The following is a 19,445-nucleotide window of genomic DNA, read 5'->3' as shown; positions in this document are numbered from 1 at the left end:
GACTCCGACTACGACCGCGAGAAGCTGCAGGAGCGCCTGGCCAAGCTGGCCGGCGGTGTTGCGGTGATCAAGGCCGGCGCTGCCACCGAGGTGGAGCTCAAGGAGCGCAAGCACCGCATCGAGGACGCTGTCCGCAACGCCAAGGCGGCCGTCGAAGAGGGCATCGTCGCCGGCGGCGGCGTGGCCCTGCTGCAGGCGGCTCCGGCTCTGGCCGAGCTGGACCTCAAGGGCGACGAGGCGACCGGTGCCAACATCGTGCGCGTGGCGCTCGAGGCTCCGCTGAAGCAGATCGCCTTCAACTCCGGGCTGGAGCCTGGTGTGGTGGCCGAGAAGGTGCGCAACTCCGACGCCGGGACCGGCCTGAACGCTGCCACCGGTGAGTACGAGGACCTGCTGAAGGCCGGCGTTGCCGACCCGGTCAAGGTGACTCGTTCGGCGCTGCAGAACGCCGCGTCCATCGCGGGCCTGTTCCTGACCACCGAGGCCGTTGTTGCCGACAAGCCGGAGAAGGCGGCCGCTCCCGCGGGCGACCCGACCGGTGGCATGGGCGGTATGGACTTCTAAGTCCAAGAGCGGAAAAGTCCCGAGCACTGAAGAAGCCCGGTCCCTCTCGAGGGGCCGGGCTTTTTCGTGTGCGCCGAACGTGAATCCTAAATACCCAAACTCGCGTCCCGAGGGCCATAAGCGCCACGTTCGGCGAGCCTGGACCGCACGCGTTCGACGATTACGTGCGGCCGTTTCAGCATTGCGGCGCTGACCCGGATTACGATCCAACCCGCCGCTTCCAGGAGGGCGATTCGTTCGATGTCCCAGGCTCGTTGCTCGGGGTCATCCCAATGCTGTATGCCGTCGTATTCGACCGCGACCTTCCACTCGCGCCACCCCATGTCGACCCGAATCCGCTTCCTGTGCAGGTTTCGAAACTCGATCTGCGTCTGGGGCCTTGGCAGTCCCGCGCCGACCAGCAGCAATCGCACCCGGGTCTCTTGCGGTGACTCCGCCCCGCCGTCGACAAGATCCAGTGCGGATCGGAGGCGACGGATTCCACGGGTCCCGGGGTGGACGTCTGCCACGGCAGCAACGTCCGCGGGTTCGATGCCGGTCGCATTCAGCAATGCGTCGAGTATTGGTACTGACTCGGGGACGGGCAGACGGCACCCTATGTCAAATGCGGTGCGGGCTGGTGTCGTGACCGGGATTCCGCGGAACAACCGCACCTCGTCCTGCGCTAACCGGTAGCTGTGCGACACGATTCCCCGCTGACTATGCCGGTTTGGGCGCACGATCTCGGCGGGCGCGGTGTCGTCGAGCCACTTCGTTCCCAGCACCGCGGCGGCCGACATGCCGGCGAGTGTGGCACCGGTAGACAGCCATGCCGCGCGTGCCTTGTCGGCGGCCGTCAGTCTCGCGTCCCTGCGGATATACACATCGCGAAACAAAACCCGATACCGCGTGCGGAGTTGTTTACGGGTTACCGCACCGCGCCTGACCGCTTCGCTGCCCCGGAACACGTCCATGGCGGCATGTTCAGCGGCTACCCCGACCGAAACCGACGCACACCGGCGCAGGAAGCCGATAATACGTGAGCCCTGTGGACGAATCTTGGGGTGTGGAGCGCCAACGGCCTCGCCGAACGTGAGGCCTATGGCCCCGCGGCCGGCCAGTTCCGGTGCATAAGGCCCACGTTCGGCGACGTAGTGTCAACTGCGTGACCCTTCCCTCACCCTCACCCACCACTACCGCTGTCGTCACCGGCGCGTCCTCGGGCATCGGCGCCGACATCGCACGCGAGTTCGCGCACCGGGGCTACGGCGTCACGCTGGTCGCCCGCCGGGAAGACCGGCTGCGTGAGCTGGCCGGCGAACTCGACACGCATGTCCGCGTCGAGGTCATCAGCTGTGATATCTCCGATTCCGCCGCCCGCGCCCAGCTGCTCGACGACATCGAGAGCCGCGGGCTGACCGTCGACATCCTGGTCAACAACGCGGGCCTCGGCACCATCGGGTCGGTGACGAAGACGGAAGTCGACAACGAGATCGCGCAGGTGCGCGTCAATGTCGAGGCGGTCGTCGACCTGTGTACCCGGGCCGTCCAACGGATGGTGCCGCGCGGCCGCGGCGCAATCCTCAACGTCGGCTCCACCGCCGGCTTCCACCCGTTCCCCGGGCAGGTCGGCTACGCCGCCAGCAAGGCGTTCGTGCACTCCTACACCGAGGGCCTGCGCGGTGAGCTCGCGGGCACCGGCATCACCGTTGCGCTGCTGTGCCCGGGGCCGGTTCGCACCGAGTTCCTGGTGAAGGCCGGCATGGATGAGAAGACGTTCGCCGACGCATTTCCCAAATTCATGTGGATGCCGTCGCGGGAGGTGGCGCGCGCCGGAGTTGACGCACTCGACACCGACAAGGGCACGGTGCTCCCCGGGCTGCCCAGCCACATCAGCGCGCGGCTGTTTCAGTACATGCCGCGACGGCTGCTACTGCCGCTGCTGAAGAACCAGCACCCGGGTCTCAAAAGGGACCTCTCAGTCAGCTGAACCCGGCCAGCGCCGCATCCAGCCCTCCGGCGGCAGTGCCAGCGCGTTGCACAGCGTGCAGATGGTGCGGTACCAGCCGACGGCCGTGAGCAATTCGATCCGTTGCTCGTCGCTGAGGAAGCGCCCCAGCGCCAACCAGGTCGCCTCCGACCACGACCCGGTGCGCTCCAACTCGTCCACCGCACCGATCAGTGTCCGCTCGTCTGGGCTCCACCGCGGGTCGTCCGCTCCGCCGGTGACCAGCGCGTCGCACTCGTCGAAAGTGACTCCCGCGATCGGTCCCCAGAACGCCGCCTGGCCACCCCATTCGTAGGCACAACCCACCAGCGCGCAGAGCCGCAGGATCGCGATCGTGCGCGTCCGGGCCGGCAGCAGCGCGGCAACGTACAGCGATTCGCCAAGCTTGCGTAGCCGGGCGGCCAGCGTGGGATGGCGCTGCAGGCAACGCACCAACAGCAGTGGCTCGTAGGTCCGGTCCGGGTGCCCCCAGCTGTTGATGCCGGCGGCGTCTTCTTCACTCCAGGGCGGAGCGAGTGGTTGTACCCGGCTCACTGAGCCGGCACCGAGAACACCACGCAGTCGTGCAGGCACCCCTTGGCCACCGATGGGGCGTCGGCATTGCGGTGCAGTAGCGCGCGGGTAGGCACGACCACGCAGTGGGCGGTGTCGGCGTCGGGGTCGTCGTCGGAGACCTCGGCGGTGCCGTCGACGATCAGCGAGTAACCGCCCGGTTCAGCCGGCGGCCACAGCACGGTCACCGAGCCGCGACGAGCCAGGTTCCTGCGGGTTCCCCCGCCGACCATCCCCACATCCAGCACGGCCCCCCGCATGGTCGGCTCGACCGTCACGGTGTGCACGCGGTAGTCGTCGTCGACGCTGACCAGATAGCCGAACGGGAAGTCGGGCAGTGCTGCCGCCAGCCGCTCGAGGTCCACCTTTTTCGCGGTTTTCGCACCCATGAGCCGAGAATAGGCTGCGGGTTACTCCGACCGGATCGGGAACTTGATGATCCGGCTCTGATCACCCGTGTCGCGTTCGGTGTCCGGGTAGAAGTTGGACTTCGGGATGCCCGAATTCGGCAGGTTCGGGTTGCCGAGACCAGGATCGCGGCCGAGGGTTGTCCGCACGCCCTGATCAGCGCTGGCGGGGCTGACAAAGCCGGTGACCGGAGCCCCTGGGGAGGTCCGCAACCCGGCGTTGGCCGCGGCAGTGCTGGTCGGGTTGGCTGTCACGGACCCTGGGCCGCCGGTGTCGACGACGGGCCCTGTGGCGGCGGCCGGGGCGACGGCCGGTGCGGTGTTCAGCCCGGAGTTCAGCGCGCCCACCAGGCCCGAGTGCAGTCCGCCCGTGTTGGCCAGGGCCGACCCCAACAGTCCAGAGCTCAGCGCGGCCGTGCCCAACCCGCCGGTCGCGTAATGCGCCGAATTGGCCAGGCCCTCGGCGCCGACCATGTTGCCCAGCCCGTCGGTTAATCCTGAACGCCAGTAGTTCATGGCGCCACCCAGGCCGCCGTGGATAGATCCGGAGTTGCCCAGCCCGGAGTTCAACGAACCGGAGTTGCCGACGCCCATGTTGCCGTCGCCGGAGTTGAAGAACCCGGTGTTGCCGGTGCCGGAATTCCCGAAGCCGGTATTGCCGCTGCCGGAGTTGAACCCGCCGAAGCCGAACTTGTTGTCGCCCGTCAGCCCGAATCCGAACGCATCGCTGCCGGTGTTGGCAAAGCCCAGGTTGTTGCTTCCGAGGTTGCCGAACCCGAGGTTGTTGTTGCCGGTGTTCCCGATGCCGATATTGCCGCTGCCGGTGTTGCCGCTACCGATGTTGCTGCTACCGGTATTGCCGCTGCCGAGGTTGTTGTTGCCGACGTTGTAGTTACCGATATTGCCGCTGCCGGTGTTGCCGAAGCCGAAGTTGATCTGCCCGTTCTTGCCGATGTCGATGCCGAGGTTGCGCAGCACCTGCTGCCATGGCGCCAGCTGGGCGGCCGCCGCCGATGCGTCGAAGTGGTAGTTCGCCATCGCGGCCACGTCCAGCGCCCACATTTGCTCGTAGGCGGATTCGGTGTCCATGATCGCCGGCCAGTTCATGCCGAAGAAGTTGGTCGATGCCAACATTTGCACCAGGCCACGGTTTGCTGCGACGACCGCGGGCTGCACGGTCGCGGCCACGGCGGCTTCGAAAGCCGACGCCGTCGCCGTCGCCTGTGCGGCGGCCTGCTCCGCCTGCACCGCCGCCGCGCTCAGCCAGCCCATGTATTGCGTGGCGACGACCATCATGGCCGCGGCCGACGCGCCCTGCCAGGACCCGTTTGTCAATTCCTCGGTAACCTGGCCGAAAGATGACACCGCCGAAGCCAATTCCTCGGCCAAACCGCTCCACGCTGAGGCAGCCGCCAGTAGCGGTCCCGCGCCGGGACCGGCGAACATCAGTGCCGAGTTGATTTCTGGCGGCAACCACGCGAAATGCGGGCTTGTCACCAACTCAACCTACCCGCCGACGGCCGTTAACGTGGGCGGATTGGATATCCCGGTGCAGCTAATTCTAAGGAGCGCGGACCCCCGCCTTAGAAACCTCAGACCGGCACGGGTGCGGCCTGCCGACCCCGAACGAGTCGACCGGGACGGGCGGCGGTGGGCACGCCGCGCTCCGCGATGACTTCGCCGGACACCACCGTGGCCACGTACCCGTCGGCCCTCTGGTCCAGCCTGCGCCCGCCGGCGGGCAGGTCATGGATGATGATCGGCTTGTGTAGTCGCAGGGCGGCGTGGTCGATCACGTTCAGATCCGCTTTGTAGCCGACGCCGATCCGGCCGCGGTCGAAGAGCCCCGCCACGCGTGCCGGCACGGCGGTCAGTTCGCGGACGGCTTCGCTGACAGTGAACCGCCCTGATTTGCGGTCCCGCGCCCAGTGCGCCAGGAAGTACGTGGAGTAGCTGGCATCGCAGATCATGCCGTAGTGCGCTCCGCCGTCGCCCAGGCCCAGCACCACATCGTCGCGGTGCAAAAGGTTGCCGACGGTATCCAGCGAGTTGTTCTCCAGGTTGCTCATGGCCACCATCAGCATGGCCCGGCCGTCGTCGTCGAGGAGACGGTCGTATGCCTCCTCGAGCGGGCTGACCCCGCGGGCGCGAGCCCGGGCGCCGATGCTGTCCGAGGGCGACGGCTCGTAGTTCGGATTGTCGCCGAGCGGGAAGATCCAGTCCCAGGCCTGGGCGACGTAGAGGATCGGATGCCCCGTACCGGGCTTGTCGGCCAGGATGCGCGCCCGGACCTCCGGTTTGCGCATCTCGGCAACACGCTCAGCCAACGGCAGGTCCGCGATCTCCCGGTAGCTCGGATAGAGCACGAACGGGTTGGCGGACAGTTGCAGGCCGATGATCAACCCGATCGGACGAGGCAACAGCTGCGCGGTGATGTCCCCGCCGGCGGCGTTTGCCTTCTCGACCATCGTGATCGCGTCCGGCCAGAACGGATCCCCGGTGTTGCCGACGATGAGCGTGAACGTCACCGGCAGCCCCACGTCCTCGGCGACGTCGAACACCGTCTGCAACACCGGCTGGTAGCCCCCGGCAGGAATGTCCGGCACGAACTGCAACAGTCCGCCGCCACCGTCGGCCACCCCGCGGGCGATCTCTTCGATCTCCTCGCGGGCGGCGTCGTAGCTGGGGATCGCGGCACCGCTCTCGGTCTTGTGGATGGTCAACCGGGACGACGCGAAGCCCAGTGCCCCGACCTCGATGGCCTCCCGGGCCAGTCGCCGCATCGTCGCCAGATCCTCCGGCGTCGCCGGTTCGCGGTCCGCGCCGCGCTGGCCCATCACGAAGACCCGCAGCGGCGAATGCGGCAGATACGCGGCGACGTCGATGTCGCGTTTGCCCGCCTCCAGCGCATCCATGAACTCCGGGAAGGTCTCCCACGTCCACGGCAGACCGTCGGTCATCACGACGCCGGGAATGTCCTCCACGCCGGCCATCACGTCGACGAGCACGGCGTGGTCTTCCTGACGGCACGGCGCGAAGCCGACTCCGCAGTTGCCCATCACCACCGTGGTAACCCCGTGCGCCGAGGACGGGGTCAGCCGGTCCGACCAGATGGCCTGACCGTCGTAGTGGGTGTGCAGATCGACGAAGCCCGGCGTGACCAGCAGGCCGGTCGCATCGATTTCCCGGGCCGCCTCGCCGCTCACGGTGCCCACCGCCGCGATGACACCGTCTTTCACGGCGACGTCACCGACGTACGGCTCACCCCCCGACCCGTCGACGATGGTGCCGTTACGGATGAAAAGGTCATAGTTCACCTAAACAATCTACGACCGTGTCGGTGGGTCGTGCCAGGATCGGCGCTGTGATCGATCACCTCGGTATCAACTGCGCCGACTACCGCAAATCCCAGCACTTCTACGACACCGTGCTCGGCGTGCTCGGTTATACCCGGCAGCTCGATTTCGGCGAAGCCATCGGCTACGGCCGCGACGGGCACCCGGCGTTCTGGATCGCCGACGGAACGGGCATGGGACCCAACCGGGAAGTCCACGTCGCGTTCCAGGCGGCCGGCGAGGACGCGGTGCGGGCCTTCCACGATGCGGCCGTCGGACTAGGTGCCGAATCACTGCATGCACCACGGCTCTGGCCGGAATACCACCCGGGCTACTTCGGCGCCTTCGTGCGCGACCCCGACGGCAACAACGTCGAAGCGGTCTGGCACGGCGGCCCGTAGGGTCGGGTAGATGGCCACCTCTGATTCCGCTGCCGCCCAGGAACTGCTGCGCGACGCGTTCACCCGATTGATCGAGCACGCCGACGAGGTCACCGACGGCCTTAGCGACGCGGTTGCCGACTACCGTCCGGCGCCGAATGCCAACAGCATCGCCTGGCTGGTGTGGCACAGCGCGCGGGTGCAGGACGCTCAGCTGGCCGACATCGCCGGCGTCGAGCAGGTGTGGATCCGCGACGGCTGGGTGGATCGGTTCGGGCTCGACCTGCCCCGCAACGACACCGGTTACGGGCACAGTCCCGAGGACGTGGCCAAGGTGCACGCCCCCGCCGACCTACTGGCCGGGTACTACCGCGCAGTGCATGAGTTCACGCTGGAGTACGTCGCCGGGGTCACCCCGGACGAACTCGCGCGCGTCGTCGACACCAACTGGGATCCGCCGGTGACGGCGAGCGCGCGGCTGATCAGCATCATCGACGACTGCGCGCAGCACCTCGGGCAGGCGGCGTACCTGCGGGGCATCGCACAGTAGATTCCTTCGCGTGCGCTTCCTCGGGGCCCTGGTCTGCTGGCTGGCCGCCACCGTTGCGCTGGCCGTCGCCGTCCCCGCGGTGTGGGCGCAGTACAACGTGGTCGACGAGGACGGCTATGCGCGACTGGCCGAACGTGCCGCGCAGGATCCGAATCTTCAAGCGGCCATGGCGGCAGAACTGACCGCCCGGGCGACGGCCCTCATCGCCGAGCGCAGCGGCGGCACCGCGTCGGTGGACAGCTCCCGGATCCGCTTCGTCGCGAACGCCTTCACCACCGGCCCGGCGTTCCCGCCGCTGTTCGCTCAGGTGAACCGGGCGGCGCACGGCTGGTTGTTCAGCGCTCCGCGCGCCGGCGGCGACCAGCTGGTCATCGACGTGGCGCCGATGCTCAAAGACAGTTCGCTCCAGGAGACGTTGAACGGTTACCGCGTCACCGTGCCCGATACCTTGACGGTCCCGCTGACCGTGACCGATGCCCAACCGCTGCGGCAGGGCGAACTGCACCCGTGGGCCGCGTGGGGTCCGCGGCTGAGCCACGGCGCTGCCGCTGTGTGCGCGGTGTCCGGGTTGCTGACGTTGGTCCTGGCGCGACGCCGGGGCAAGGCGCTCACCGGTCTGGGTATCTCGGCGTTGCTCGTGGGAGCGGCCGGCTGGGCAGGCCTGGAGATGGCCGGCCGCTACATCAATGTGGCGCTCAACCGGACCACCGGCGACATCCGCCGGGTCGCCGACGTGATGGTCGGGCACGCCGAGAGCAGCCTGCATCTCTGGCTCAACCTGACCCTGGGTGCGGGCGTGGGTCTGGTGCTGCTCGGCGTGCTGGGGGCCGCGATGGGCGGTCTCGCCGGACGCCGTACTAGCTGAGCGGCAGCTCGGCCAGCATGGTGCCGGTGGGCTGTGCCGATCCGGTGCCGGGTTCGACGGTGAACGCCAGGCCCGTGGCGCTGCCCAGGTCGTCGAGCATCGCCTTCGTCGACGGTGACACCGCGGTGGTGCCCATGGTGCCGGCCGACGTCGGGCCGTTGGCTCCTACCAGCCACATCTGGTACACCGTGCCCGGCGCGGGCGGTGGGACGTTGTTCATCACCAGAACGGCGGCATTGCGGTCCCGGGAGAACATGACCGTCGCCGTCCCGGGACCCAGCGGCCGGGAGACCGTGCGCACATCCGGTGCCGTCAGCACCTGCTCGGCCATCGTCTGTTTGTCTGGCGGCCGGGTCAACGTGCCGAGTCCGAACGCGCCCAGCCCGATCACGACCGCCGCAGCGGCCGCGAGAATGGTATTGCGCCAACGACTTTGGCGGCCGGCGTCGGGCTTCGTGGAAGCGGCTCCGGCCAGGACGGCCGCTCGCAGCCGGTCCGGCGGCTCGGCGGCGTTGGTCGAGGCCACCAGGGCCATCGTCTCGCGGACGGCGCGCACCTCGTCGCGGAAGGCAGCCGCGACCGGGCCGGGTGCCGCCGCGAGCCGAGCGTCGATATCCGCGCGTTCGGCGTCGGACATGGCGTGCAGCGCGTACGGCGTGGCGAGCTCGAGCAACTCGAAGTGATCGGGAGCAGTCATGCGACGTCCAGACAGTTGCGTAGGCCACGAAGCGCATCGCGCATGCGCGACTTGATCGTCGACAGGTTCGCGGCGAGCCGCTGCGACACTTCGGTGTACGTGAGCCCGCCGTAATAGGCCATCTCGATGCACTGGCGCTGCGTGTCGGTCAGCCCTTCCAGGCATTGCAGCACGCGGCGCCGCTCGTCGCCGGCGATCGCCGAGTCCGCGACCACGTCGGCGGCGGGCTCCAGATTGGTTACGCCATAACGTGTTTCGCGTTGACTGCCGGCCTGCTCACTGCGTACCCGGTCGATGGCGCGCCGATGCGCCATGGTCAACAGCCAAGCCAGCGCGGAGCCCCTGGCCGAATCGAAGTCGGCCGCCGTGCGCCACACCTCGAGGTAGATCTCCTGGGTGGTCTCCTCGCTGTACCCGCCATCACGCAACACCCTGGTCACCAGTCCGTACACCCGGGTCTTGGTCTGGTCGTAGAACGCGGCGAACGCGGCGTTGTCCCCGCGGGCGACCCGGCGCAGCAAGGCGTCCAGGTCGCTGCTGGTCTGCAGGGGTCCATCCATCGCTCGGTAGCCTAGCTCGACTCATCGCCGCACCACTGGAGCCCCGTGCAGCAGGACTCGGCGCGCGTGCCTGATGATGGTCCGGTACACCACCGGCGCCGCTGTCTGCTGCATACCCGGTATTCGGAGCGACCGGCCGTCCGGATGGTCGGGCGCCGGGTGTCAGCGTTCGCTGCTGAGCGCCATCATCCGATCGGTGGGCTGATCGTCGCGAGGCAGCGCGGGGCTGGGGGCCGGACGGGAACGCACCCGCATCGGCCACCAGAACCAGCGGCCCAGCAACGCCGCAATCGAGGGGGTCATGAACGAACGCACAATCAACGTGTCGAACAGCAGGCCCAGGCCGATCGTGGTTCCGATCTGGCCGACCACCCGCAGGTCGCTGACCGCCATCGACGCCATGGTGAAGGCGAACACCAGGCCCGCGTTGGTCACCACCTTGCCCGTGCCGCCCATCGAGCGGATGATGCCGGTCTTCAGGCCGGCGTGGATCTCCTCCTTGAACCGGGAAACCAGCAGCAGGTTGTAGTCGGAACCCACGGCCAGCAGCACGATCACCGACATCGCCATCACCATGTAGTGCAGGTCGATGGCCAGGATGTGCTGCCAGAACAACACCGACAACCCGAACGAGGCGCCCAGGGACAGCGCCACCGTGCCCACGATGACGGCGGCGGCGATGAACGCGCGGGTCAGGATCAGCATGATGATGAAGATCAGGCACAGCGAGGCGATGCCCGCGATCAGCAGATCCCAGTTGGCGCCCTCGGAGATGTCCTTGAACACCGCAGCGGTGCCGGCCACGTAGATCTTGGAGTCTTCCAGCGGAGTGCCTTTCAGGGCCTCCTCGGTGGCGGTGCGGATCTTGTTGATGCTGGCGATGCCGTCGGCGGATTGCGGGTCTCCGCGGTGCAGCACGATGAACCGTGCCGCGTGCCCGTCGGGGGACAGGAAGGACTTCATCGCGCGCTGAAAGTCCTTGTTCTTGAACACTTCCGGGGGCAGGTAGAACGAATCGTCGTTCTTGGCGGCGTCGAACGCCTTGCCCATGGCGTTGGCGTTCTCGGTCATCTCGTCCATCTGGCTATAGATGCCGTTCATGGTGCTGTACATGGTCAGCATCATGGTCCGCATGTTTTCCATCGTTTCGATCATCGGCGGGAAGGTGGCGACCATCTGCGGCATCAGCCGGTCCAGATTCTTGATGTCGGCAACCAGGACGTTCAGTCTCTCGTCGATCTGGTCCAGCCCGTCCAACGCGTCGAATATCGACCGGAACGACCAGCAGATCGGGATGTCGTAGCAGTGCTTCTCCCAATAGAAGTAGGACCGGACCGGCCGCCAGAAATCGTCGAAATCGGCGATGTGGTCCCGTAGTTCGGTGGTGATCTCCTGCATCTCCACCGTGTCCTGGACCATCTTGTGGGTGTTGTCGACGAGCTGTGTCATCAGGGCGTACATGCGCTTCATCAGCGCCGTCGTCTTCGCCATCTCATCGGCCTGCTTGAGCATGTCGTCCATTCGGTCCCGTTGGTACTTCATGGTCTGGACCTGACCGGCGTTCTGCATGCTGATCTGGAACGGTATCGAGGTGTGCTCCATGGCGGTCCCGTCCGGCCTGGTGATCGCCTGCACGCGGGAGATGCCCGGGACCCGGAAGATGCTCTTGGCCAGTTTGTCCAGGACCAGGAAGTCCGCGGGATTGCGCAGATCGTGATCGGATTCGATCATCACGATCTCGGGCTTCATCCGGGCTTGGGAGAAGTGGCGGTCCGCGGCCGCGAACCCTTCGTTGGCGGGAATGTCGGTTGGTAGATACGCCCGGTCGTTGTAATTGGTCCGGTAGCCCGGCAGCGCCAGCAACCCGACCAGTGCGATGGCCAGCGTCGCGGCCAGCACCGGCAGTGGCCAGCGCACGACCACCGTGCCGACCCGCCGCCAGCCGCGCACCTTGAGCAGCCGCTTGGGATCGAAGAGTCCGAAACGGCTCCCGACGACCAGTGCCGCGGGACCCAGCGTCAACGCCACCACCACCGCGGCGAACATCCCCACCGCACAGGGGATGCCGAGCGTTTCAAAGTACGGCATCCGGGCGAACTTGAGGCAGAAGGTGGCGCCGGCGATCGTCAGCCCGGAGCCCAGGATGACGTGGGCGACACCGCGGTACATGGTGTAGAACGCGGTCTCGCGGTCCTCGCCGGCCTGACGGGCCTCCTGATATCGGCCGAAGATGAAGATGCCGTAGTCGGTGCCCGCGGCGATGGCCAACGACGTCAGCAGGCTCACCGCGAAGGTGGAAAGTCCGATCGCCCCGCTGTGCCCCAGCACCGCGACGACGCCGCGCGCCACGGTCAATTCCACGCCGACCGTCAGCAGCAGCACGATGACGGTGATGACCGAGCGGTAGACGAACATCAACATCACGAAGATCACCGCGACGGTGGTGGCGGTGATCTTGACCATGGACTTGTCACCCGCGGTGTGCATGTCCGAAGCGAGCGCGGCGGCCCCGGTGACGTAGGTGGTGATGCCCGGCGGAGCCTGCGTCTCCTTGACGATCTTGCGAACGGCATCGATGGATTCGTTGGCCAGCGGCTCACCCTGGTTGCCGGCCAGCGCCAACTGGACGTATGCGGCCTTGCCGTCGTTGCTCTGGGCGCCCGCCGCCGTGAGCGGATCACCCCAGAAGTCCTGAACGCTCTGGACGTGCTTGTCCGCCCGCAACTTACGAATCAGATTGTCGTAGTACCGGTGCGCCTCGTCGCCGAGACGGTCCTTGCCCTCCAGGATCAGCATCGCCTGGCTGTCGGAGTTCCCCTCTTGGAACACCTTGCCGATCCTGGCCATTGCCTCGAAGGACGGCGCTTCCTGCGGGCTCAGGGATACCGAGCGTTCCTGCCCGACCACCTCCAGGGAGGGGACGAAGACGCTCAGAATGACGCACAACGCCAGCCAGGCCAGAATGATGGGCACCGCCAGCGAATGGATAAGCCTTGCGGCGAGCGGCCTTTCGGTGTGCGTACGGATGTTCTCGGGATCGTTGGCGTATTGGACGCTCACGCGGATTTCACCAGACAATAGGTATAGGCATTGACCTCGTTGGAAACGCGTTCCGCCTTCACCACGCCATCCACGGTGATCCGGCAACCGATGCTGTTGCTATTGCCTTGCGCCACAATATTTCCCATCACGGCCGCTAAATTCGTCGTGACATGCAGCGTCCAGGGCAGCACGGCTCCGTCGACCCGCACCGGGTCGGAATTCACATCGAAGTAGCTGATATCGGCAACCGTCCCGGGCGGCCCGAAGATCTCGTAGGTGAGTTCCTTGGGATTGAAGGGCTTGCTGTTGTCAAGATTGCTGTCGGCGTAGGACTCGCGCTTTTCGGAGCCGAAGAAGCCGCGGACCCGGTGCACGGTGAATCCCCCGACGATCACCACCGCCAGGACCACCAGGGGGATCCACGCCCGCGCCAGCACCTTGAAGATCGCAGGTCCTTTCATCGGTCGGCAAAACTTCGGCGGACGGAACCCGTGTGCGCAGGTCCGAACTCGTTCAGGGATCGCGGTATTCGCACCCGCGCCAGGTCCTTTTGAGTCACCTCGAATCGGCCGCCCTCGACGGTGACACAAACCAAGCCTTACCTAAGTAAATCATGGCTACCGGGCCCGTCCCCCGACTCCTTCGTCCTGCTCGACGAGTGTAACGCATATCACGTGCGTAAAAGAAGCGTCCGAAGTCGCCCTACCAGCACAAATCACACCCTGTGCGTTATGCAAATCACATACTGTGCGTTATCCTCGGCCAGTGGCGCAACTTGCATTCCGGCGGGCTCGCACGGAGGAGAACAAGCGTCAACGCGCGGCCGCACTCGTCGAGGCCGCACGCGAACTCGCCATCGAAACCGGGGTCGCCTCGGTGACGTTGACGGCGGTGGCCAGTCGCGCCGGAATTCACTATTCGGCCGTGCGCCGTTACTTCACCTCGCACAAAGAGGTCCTGCTGCATCTCGCCGCCGAGGGCTGGGTCAAATGGTCGAGCACCGTGTGCGAGAAATTGAGCGAGCCCAATCTCTCCCCGGCCCAGGTTGCCGAAGTGCTCGCCAATGGACTGGCCGCCGACCCCCTGTTCTGTGACCTGCTTGCCAATTTGCATCTGCACCTCGAGCACGAGGTGGAAATCGAGCGAGTCATCGAGATCCGGCGAACGATTTCGGCAGCGGCGATCGCGATTGCCGACGCCATTGAGCGGGCACTTCCCGTCCTGGGGCGCTCGGGATCCTTCGACGTCCTGATTGCCGCCTACTCGCTGGCCGCCGCATTCTGGCAGATCGCCAACCCGCCGGCGAAGATCTCGGACGTCTACGAGGAGGAACCCGAAGTGCTTCCGCCCGAGTGGAACATCGAGTTCGGCCCGGCGCTCAAGCGGGTGCTCAGCGCTACCTGCATCGGTTCGATCCCGGGGTCCCGATGACGAGCGTGCTATCCGGATACCGGGACACCGTTTGCCGAAGGGCTTGTCACACAGAGCCTTTGTGCACCACGTCGCAACGTCGCACTTGGTTGTGCATTAGGTTAGGGTAGCTAAGTTGACATCCAGGCTAACTAGTTGGCGGCTCTCGTAATGGTTAGGAAAGCACCCATGACGACGACTGAGCCACGGACCGAGCCGTTGACGTTGCCGGAGTCTGCTCATACCGAAAGCAAGACGGCAGCAAGCCCCCAGCGACCCAAGCGCAAAGGTCTTTCGAAGCTCGTCACCCGGTTCTGGCTCATCCTGACCATTCTGGCCGTTGTCGCGCTGTCGGGATTCGTCGTCCACCGGCTGCACAATGTATTCGGCGTTCGGGAAGGCACCTTCGGCGGCGGCTCATCCGGTGACGTCATCGACCAGTTCAACCCGAAGACCATCACGCTCGAAGTCTGGGGTCCACCGGGGAGCAGGGCAACAATCAACTACCTCGACGAGAACTCCCATCCTCAACAGGCTCTCGACGTGCCCCTACCGTGGAAGACCGAATTGAAGTCAACCAAGCCCGGGATTCCGGCCAACCTGATGGCGCAGGGAACCGGTAGCTGGATAGCCTGTCGGTTCCTGGTGAACAACAATGACGGGCGCGGCGACGTCATCAAGGCCCCGAATCAGTCGCCCCCCAACGAAACCGTGAATGCCTTCGTCTATTGCCTGGACAAGACGGCATGAGCGAGACCACCGAGGCCAATCCCAGCCCGCCACGCGTCGACCAACCGCTGATCCCGCCGTTCCTGCCGCGGATGATTCACCGGTTGGCGCTGCCGATCGTGCTCATCTGGTTGGCGATCGTCTTCATCACCAACACCGTGTCCCCGCAGCTGGAGGTCGTCGCCAAAACCCACTCGGTGTCGATGAGTCCGACTGACGCACCGTCCTTTCAGTCGATGATGCGGGTCGGATCGACGTTCAAAGAGTTCGATTCCGACAACTCGGCCATGATCCTGCTGGAAGGCGACAAGCCACTCGGCGCCGAGGCGCACCGCTACTACGACGAGATCATCAGGCGCATAGAGAAAGACAAGCACGTTCAGCACGTCCAGGATTTCTGGAGTGATCCGCTGACGGCGGCGGGCTCCCAGAGCCACGATCAAAAGGCCGCGTACGTGCAGGTCTACCTGGCCGGCAACATGGGCGGCGGGCTGGCGAACGAGTCTTCGGAGGCCCTGCGCAAAATCGTGGACTCGGTGCCCGCGCCGCCGGGAATCAAGGCTTACGTCACCGGCGCGGGTCCGCTGTTCGCCGATCAATCCCATTCGGGTGAGAAGGGCGTCATGGTGGTCACCCTGATCACCATCTTGGTGATCATCGTGATGTTGCTGATCGTCTACCGCTCGATAGTCACCGTGCTGATCATGCTGGCCATGGTCTTCATCGAGTTGGCTGCGGCTCGTGGGGTCGTCGCAACGCTGGGCAACTACGGCGTCATGGGCCTTTCCACGTTCGCCAACAACATGCTGGTGCTGATGGCAATCGCCGCCGGCACGGACTACGCGATCTTCGTCGTGGGCCGTTATCAGGAGGCCCGCAGTCTGGGCGAGACCCGCGAGCAAGCGTTCTACACCATGTTCCACAGCACTGCGCATGTCGTGCTGGGGTCGGGGCTGACCATTGCCGGCGCCATGTACTGCCTGAGCTTCTGCCGGTTGCCGTACTTCGAGTCACTCGGCGTGCCTTGTGCGGTCGGCATGCTGGTTGCGGTCTTCGCGGCGTTGACACTGGGCCCGGCGTTGCTGACGGTGGCTTCGTTTTTCAAGCTGATGGACCCGAAGCGCAAGCTGCAGACCCGGGGCTGGCGCCGCATCGGCACCGCCATCGTCCGTTGGCCCGCACCGGTTTTCGCGGTGACCATCGTGGTCGCACTGATTGGTCTGCTCGCGTTGCCCGGCTACAAGACGGACTACGACAACCGGCATTACCTGCCGGGAGACACTCCGGCCAACATCGGCTACGCGGCCGCCGACCGGCACTTCGACCAGGCGCGGCTCAATCCTGAACTGTTGATGATCGAGACCGATCACGACTTGCGTAACCCGGCCGACTTCCTCGTCCTCGACAAGGTCGCCAAAGCGGTCTTCCACATCCCGGGTATCGGCCGCGTGCAGACCATCACCCGGCCGTTGGGCACGCCGCTCGACCACAGCACCCTCGGTTTTCAGATGGGCGCCCAGGCCGCAGCGCGGCTTCAGACCCAGCACTACCAGGACGAGCAGGCGAAAAACCTGTTGAACCAGGCCGACGAATTGCGCAAGACGATGGCAACGCTGCGTGAGCAAATGCGGGTCACCCAGGACCTCAGCAACACGACGCACGAAACCACCAAGCTCACCAAAGAGACTGTGAAGATCACCGAGGCGTTGCGCGACGACATCGCCACCTTCGACGATTTCTTCCGGCCGATTCGTAGCTACTTCTACTGGGAGAAGCACTGCTACGACATCCCGATTTGCTGGGCGCTTCGGTCCATCTTCAATGCGCTCGACGGTATCGACCAAGTGGCGCAGAACATCCTGAGCCTGAGCCAGAATCTGGACCGGCTGGACGCTATTCAGCCCCAGCTGGTGGCTTTGATACCCCCGCAAATCGAGAGCCAGCAGCGCAACCTCGACACCATCATGTCGAACTATGCGATCACTGAGGGACTGAACGCGCAGGCGAGAGCTCAGGCCGACAACGCCACCGCCCAGGGGGATGCGTTCGATAGAGCCAAGAACGACGACACGTTCTACCTTCCGCCGGAGGCGTTCCAGAGCCCGGATTTCGAGCGGGGTCTCAAACAGTTCATCTCGCCGGATGGGCACGCTGTCCGGTTGATCATCTCCCATGAAGGCGACCCGGCGACGCCTGAAGGCATCAAGAACATCGAACCGATCAAGCAGGCCGTGCACGAGGCGATCAAGGGCACACCCTGGGAAGGCGCCAAGATCTTCCTCGGTGGCACCGCCGCGACGTACAAGGACATGCACGACGGCTCCAACATCGATCTGCTGATCGCCGGAATCTCTGCTGCCACACTGATTTTCATCATCATGCTGGTGATCACCCGAAGCGTCGTGGCGGCCTTCGTGATCGTCGGCACGGTGTTGCTGTCCCTGGGCGCCTCGTTCGGGCTCTCCGTGCTCCTATGGCAGTACATCCTTGGCATGAAGTTGCACTGGATGGTCCTGGCGATGGCGATCATCCTGCTGCTGGCGGTTGGCTCGGACTACAACCTGCTCTTGATATCGCGGTTGAAGGAGGAGGTCCACGCCGGGCTCAAAACGGGGACGATCCGCGCGATGGCCGGCTCGGGGTCCGTCGTCACCTCGGCAGGATTGGTGTTCGCTGCGACCATGGCGACGTTCGCCTTCAGCCCGTTGAAGGTCATGGCCCAGGTGGGTACGACGATCGCGCTAGGTCTGTTGTTCGACACCTTGATCGTGCGGTCGTTCATGACGCCGTCGCTGGCCACCTTGCTCGGGCGCTGGTTCTGGTGGCCGCAGCACGTGCGCCCACGGCCGGCCAGCACCATGCTGCGGCCCTTCGGACCGCGACCTGCCGTCCGTGCGTTGCTGCGAGAGGACTCGGACCCGCCGAAGGCTGCCGCGGCCACGCAGCCGCACTACTGAGTTCTGACGCGCTAGATAGCTGCGACGTCACGCATGATGTCGCTGAGCTCCGAAACCGGCGCGCCGCAGGTCAGGCAGGAGGCGTCCGGCGTCCGGCGGAGTTGGCCCAGCTGCACCAGCACTTCGGCCTCGGCGCGCCACAGGCACGCGATGCACAGAATCTCGACGATGTTCCCGAACGGGTCGACCTGGGGGTGGTTGCATGCGTCCACCGCGTGCCGGTGGACGATGAACGTCGCTCGGTTGCTGCAGCCGAATTCTGATTGGCACTCGATCGCTTGCCAGTCGAGAGCCGCCAGCGTGCCAGGGATCCCGTTGCCAGTAGTTTGGCTCATGCGATGACCTCCAGCTTTCCGGAACCAGTCGCATCCATCGCCCACACACTTGGCGGATGTTTGGCTGGCCGGAGGTTCCATTATGGATAGCTTTACCCCGCCGCGGCAAGGGTCGGGGTGATCTTCTCAGGCCCCGTATAGGTGTCGTTTCCCGGCGCGCAAACCATACTTTTCCCGCGACATGGGCCTTATTTCCCTGGCTATCAGTCTGATTCGTCGGCGCGAAGGTCCCCGACGGGATGCACTGCGACGGTTCTAACCCGACCCAGATTCTCAGGAACTCTTAAGCCGGACAGCTAGGGAGCTAGGGGTTGTTGACGCAGAACGCCACGCACAAGGCCGAGACCGGAATGGACACCCATTGCAGTTGCCCGTCCGCCTGTCGCTCACAGTAGATCGGGCCGGGTTTGCCCCAGACTTTCGCGCCTTCCGGCGAGCACTGCTTACCGAGGTCGCTGTCGGCGTGGGCCGGGGCGCTTCCGATCAGGATCGAGATCGGGACAATCGCCGCCATCGCTGCTATGCGGCCGAACCACCGTGCGCGCACGATGCCGCTACGCCCAGTTCCAGACCGACATGTCGCCGGCCGGGTACCCGTTGCACACGTCGGTGGCCTTGGCGACGACGCCCTTGTTGTTGAAGAAGATCTTCATGTGGTTGACCCAGGCGAACGTCAGTGGGTCACCGTTATAGAAATTCTCGGAGTAGTCCCTGCGCTCCGCCGGCGACAGCGAGAAGAACCAGTGCGCCTTGTTGACGGTGGCTTCCTGCAGGTTGGCGTGGTTGTTGTAGTCGATCATGTACCGCTGGTAGTACACCGGGCTGGTGTCCCGCACGGCCGCCAGGTATTGCTCGGCGTCGCAGGTGGTCGCGATCATCCGGCGTGGGATCGGAAAATCCTCCGTGGAATCGGCCATGGCCGCCTTCGGGAAGGACCCCGCGAAGATCACGGCGACGATAGCGAGCGCAAAGAAAACTGCACCTGCACGAAGGAAGTTACTTAGCCGAGACATATTGATTACCGTAACACTTTCGGAGTCGCGAAAAATTCCCAGGCGAATTCCTAGCCGATCTT

20 protein-coding genes are annotated in these 19,445 nt (G+C 65.4%); 8 read left to right on the top strand and 12 right to left on the bottom strand.

Features of this window, described 5'->3' with window-relative positions:
* Positions 1–564, top strand: a 564-nt coding sequence (locus A9X01_RS14500) for a TCP-1/cpn60 chaperonin family protein (RefSeq protein WP_301336935.1), incomplete at its 5' end; no start/stop codon positions are given.
* 86 nt (positions 565–650) lie between these two features.
* Here the strand turns inward: A9X01_RS14500 and A9X01_RS14495 are convergent.
* Positions 651–1,517, bottom strand: coding sequence for an endonuclease domain-containing protein (locus A9X01_RS14495; protein WP_065121433.1), 867 nt, complete (start codon positions 1,515–1,517; stop codon positions 651–653).
* Between the two features lie 191 nt (positions 1,518–1,708).
* Between A9X01_RS14495 and A9X01_RS14490 the strand changes: the two genes are divergently transcribed.
* Positions 1,709–2,533 (top strand): SDR family NAD(P)-dependent oxidoreductase, encoded by an 825-nt coding sequence (locus tag A9X01_RS14490; RefSeq protein WP_065121432.1) that lies wholly within the window; start codon positions 1,709–1,711, stop codon positions 2,531–2,533.
* Here A9X01_RS14490 and A9X01_RS14485 read toward each other — a convergent pair.
* From A9X01_RS14485 to A9X01_RS14470, 4 genes are all read right to left on the bottom strand, one after another.
* Positions 2,522–3,085: a carboxymuconolactone decarboxylase family protein gene (locus A9X01_RS14485; protein ID WP_065121431.1), complete on the bottom strand. Its 564-nt coding sequence runs from the start codon at positions 3,083–3,085 to the stop codon at positions 2,522–2,524. The two genes, A9X01_RS14490 and A9X01_RS14485, sit on opposite strands and share 12 nt — an antisense overlap.
* On the bottom strand, positions 3,082–3,492 hold the full coding sequence (locus A9X01_RS14480; RefSeq protein ID WP_065121430.1) for a hypothetical protein: 411 nt from the start codon (positions 3,490–3,492) through the stop codon (positions 3,082–3,084). The genes A9X01_RS14485 and A9X01_RS14480 overlap by 4 nt, the downstream gene beginning before the upstream one ends.
* A gap of 21 nt (positions 3,493–3,513) precedes the next feature.
* Complete coding sequence (locus A9X01_RS14475; protein WP_065121449.1) at positions 3,514–5,007, bottom strand: PPE family protein; 1,494 nt, start codon at positions 5,005–5,007, stop codon at positions 3,514–3,516.
* Between the two features lie 95 nt (positions 5,008–5,102).
* Positions 5,103–6,827 (bottom strand): N-acyl-D-amino-acid deacylase family protein, encoded by a 1,725-nt coding sequence (locus tag A9X01_RS14470; protein ID WP_065121429.1) that lies wholly within the window; start codon positions 6,825–6,827, stop codon positions 5,103–5,105.
* Positions 6,828–6,874: 47 nt separating this feature from the next.
* Here A9X01_RS14470 and A9X01_RS14465 point away from each other — a divergent pair, with 47 nt between their 5' ends.
* From A9X01_RS14465 to A9X01_RS14455, 3 genes are read left to right on the top strand one after another with little or no spacing between them, the layout of a single operon-like run.
* Positions 6,875–7,246, top strand: a complete 372-nt coding sequence (locus tag A9X01_RS14465) for a VOC family protein (protein WP_065121448.1) — start codon at positions 6,875–6,877, stop codon at positions 7,244–7,246.
* A 10-nt stretch (positions 7,247–7,256) separates the two neighbouring features.
* Positions 7,257–7,775 (top strand): mycothiol transferase, encoded by a 519-nt coding sequence (locus A9X01_RS14460; RefSeq protein WP_065121428.1) that lies wholly within the window; start codon positions 7,257–7,259, stop codon positions 7,773–7,775.
* Positions 7,776–7,785: 10 nt separating this feature from the next.
* A complete protein-coding gene (locus tag A9X01_RS14455) occupies positions 7,786–8,640 on the top strand; it encodes a hypothetical protein (RefSeq protein WP_065121427.1) in 855 nt (284 codons plus the stop codon).
* On the opposite strand, the gene A9X01_RS14450 is transcribed toward A9X01_RS14455, so the two are convergent.
* The 4 genes from A9X01_RS14450 to A9X01_RS14435 form a co-directional block, all read right to left on the bottom strand.
* Positions 8,633–9,337, bottom strand: coding sequence for an anti-sigma factor (locus A9X01_RS14450; RefSeq protein WP_065121426.1), 705 nt, complete (start codon positions 9,335–9,337; stop codon positions 8,633–8,635). The two genes, A9X01_RS14455 and A9X01_RS14450, sit on opposite strands and share 8 nt — an antisense overlap.
* The gene (locus tag A9X01_RS14445) at positions 9,334–9,897 is read right to left on the bottom strand and encodes a sigma-70 family RNA polymerase sigma factor (protein ID WP_065121425.1); all 564 of its coding nucleotides are present in this window, start codon (positions 9,895–9,897) and stop codon (positions 9,334–9,336) included. The genes A9X01_RS14450 and A9X01_RS14445 overlap by 4 nt, the downstream gene beginning before the upstream one ends.
* 162 nt (positions 9,898–10,059) lie before the next feature.
* Positions 10,060–12,957, bottom strand: coding sequence for an MMPL/RND family transporter (locus tag A9X01_RS14440; RefSeq protein ID WP_065121424.1), 2,898 nt, complete (start codon positions 12,955–12,957; stop codon positions 10,060–10,062).
* On the bottom strand, positions 12,954–13,376 hold the full coding sequence (locus A9X01_RS14435) for an MmpS family transport accessory protein (RefSeq protein WP_080696770.1): 423 nt from the start codon (positions 13,374–13,376) through the stop codon (positions 12,954–12,956). Before A9X01_RS14435 ends, A9X01_RS14440 begins: the two co-directional genes overlap by 4 nt.
* A 310-nt stretch (positions 13,377–13,686) precedes the next feature.
* On the opposite strand from A9X01_RS14435, the gene A9X01_RS14430 reads away from it, so the two are divergent.
* The 3 genes from A9X01_RS14430 to A9X01_RS14420 all read left to right on the top strand — a co-directional run bounded on the left by A9X01_RS14430 (position 13,687) and on the right by A9X01_RS14420 (position 18,035).
* Positions 13,687–14,370 (top strand): TetR/AcrR family transcriptional regulator, encoded by a 684-nt coding sequence (locus A9X01_RS14430; RefSeq protein ID WP_081282383.1) that lies wholly within the window; start codon positions 13,687–13,689, stop codon positions 14,368–14,370.
* Positions 14,371–14,538: 168 nt separating this feature from the next.
* Positions 14,539–15,099: an MmpS family transport accessory protein gene (locus A9X01_RS14425; RefSeq protein WP_065121422.1), complete on the top strand. Its 561-nt coding sequence runs from the start codon at positions 14,539–14,541 to the stop codon at positions 15,097–15,099.
* Complete coding sequence (locus tag A9X01_RS14420) at positions 15,096–18,035, top strand: MMPL/RND family transporter (protein ID WP_065121421.1); 2,940 nt, start codon at positions 15,096–15,098, stop codon at positions 18,033–18,035. The genes A9X01_RS14425 and A9X01_RS14420 overlap by 4 nt, the downstream gene beginning before the upstream one ends.
* 11 nt (positions 18,036–18,046) lie before the next feature.
* On the opposite strand, the gene A9X01_RS14415 is transcribed toward A9X01_RS14420, so the two are convergent.
* The 3 genes from A9X01_RS14415 to A9X01_RS14405 all read right to left on the bottom strand — a co-directional run bounded on the left by A9X01_RS14415 (position 18,047) and on the right by A9X01_RS14405 (position 19,383).
* Positions 18,047–18,370, bottom strand: coding sequence for a hypothetical protein (locus A9X01_RS14415; protein ID WP_065121420.1), 324 nt, complete (start codon positions 18,368–18,370; stop codon positions 18,047–18,049).
* Positions 18,371–18,674: 304 nt separating this feature from the next.
* Positions 18,675–18,884, bottom strand: coding sequence for a hypothetical protein (locus A9X01_RS14410; RefSeq protein ID WP_065034526.1), 210 nt, complete (start codon positions 18,882–18,884; stop codon positions 18,675–18,677).
* Positions 18,885–18,924: 40 nt separating this feature from the next.
* Positions 18,925–19,383 carry a DUF5078 domain-containing protein gene (locus tag A9X01_RS14405; RefSeq protein ID WP_065121419.1) on the bottom strand — a complete coding sequence of 153 codons (459 nt, stop codon included), beginning with the start codon at positions 19,381–19,383 and terminating at the stop codon, positions 18,925–18,927.
* Positions 19,384–19,445 lie beyond the last annotated feature (62 nt).

This window comes from Mycobacterium asiaticum (assembly GCF_001668675.1).
Classification (GTDB): Bacteria; Actinomycetota; Actinomycetes; order Mycobacteriales; family Mycobacteriaceae; genus Mycobacterium; species Mycobacterium asiaticum_D.
The sequence above is the reverse complement of the archived record's forward strand: the minus strand, read 5'-3'. Positions and strand labels throughout refer to the sequence as shown.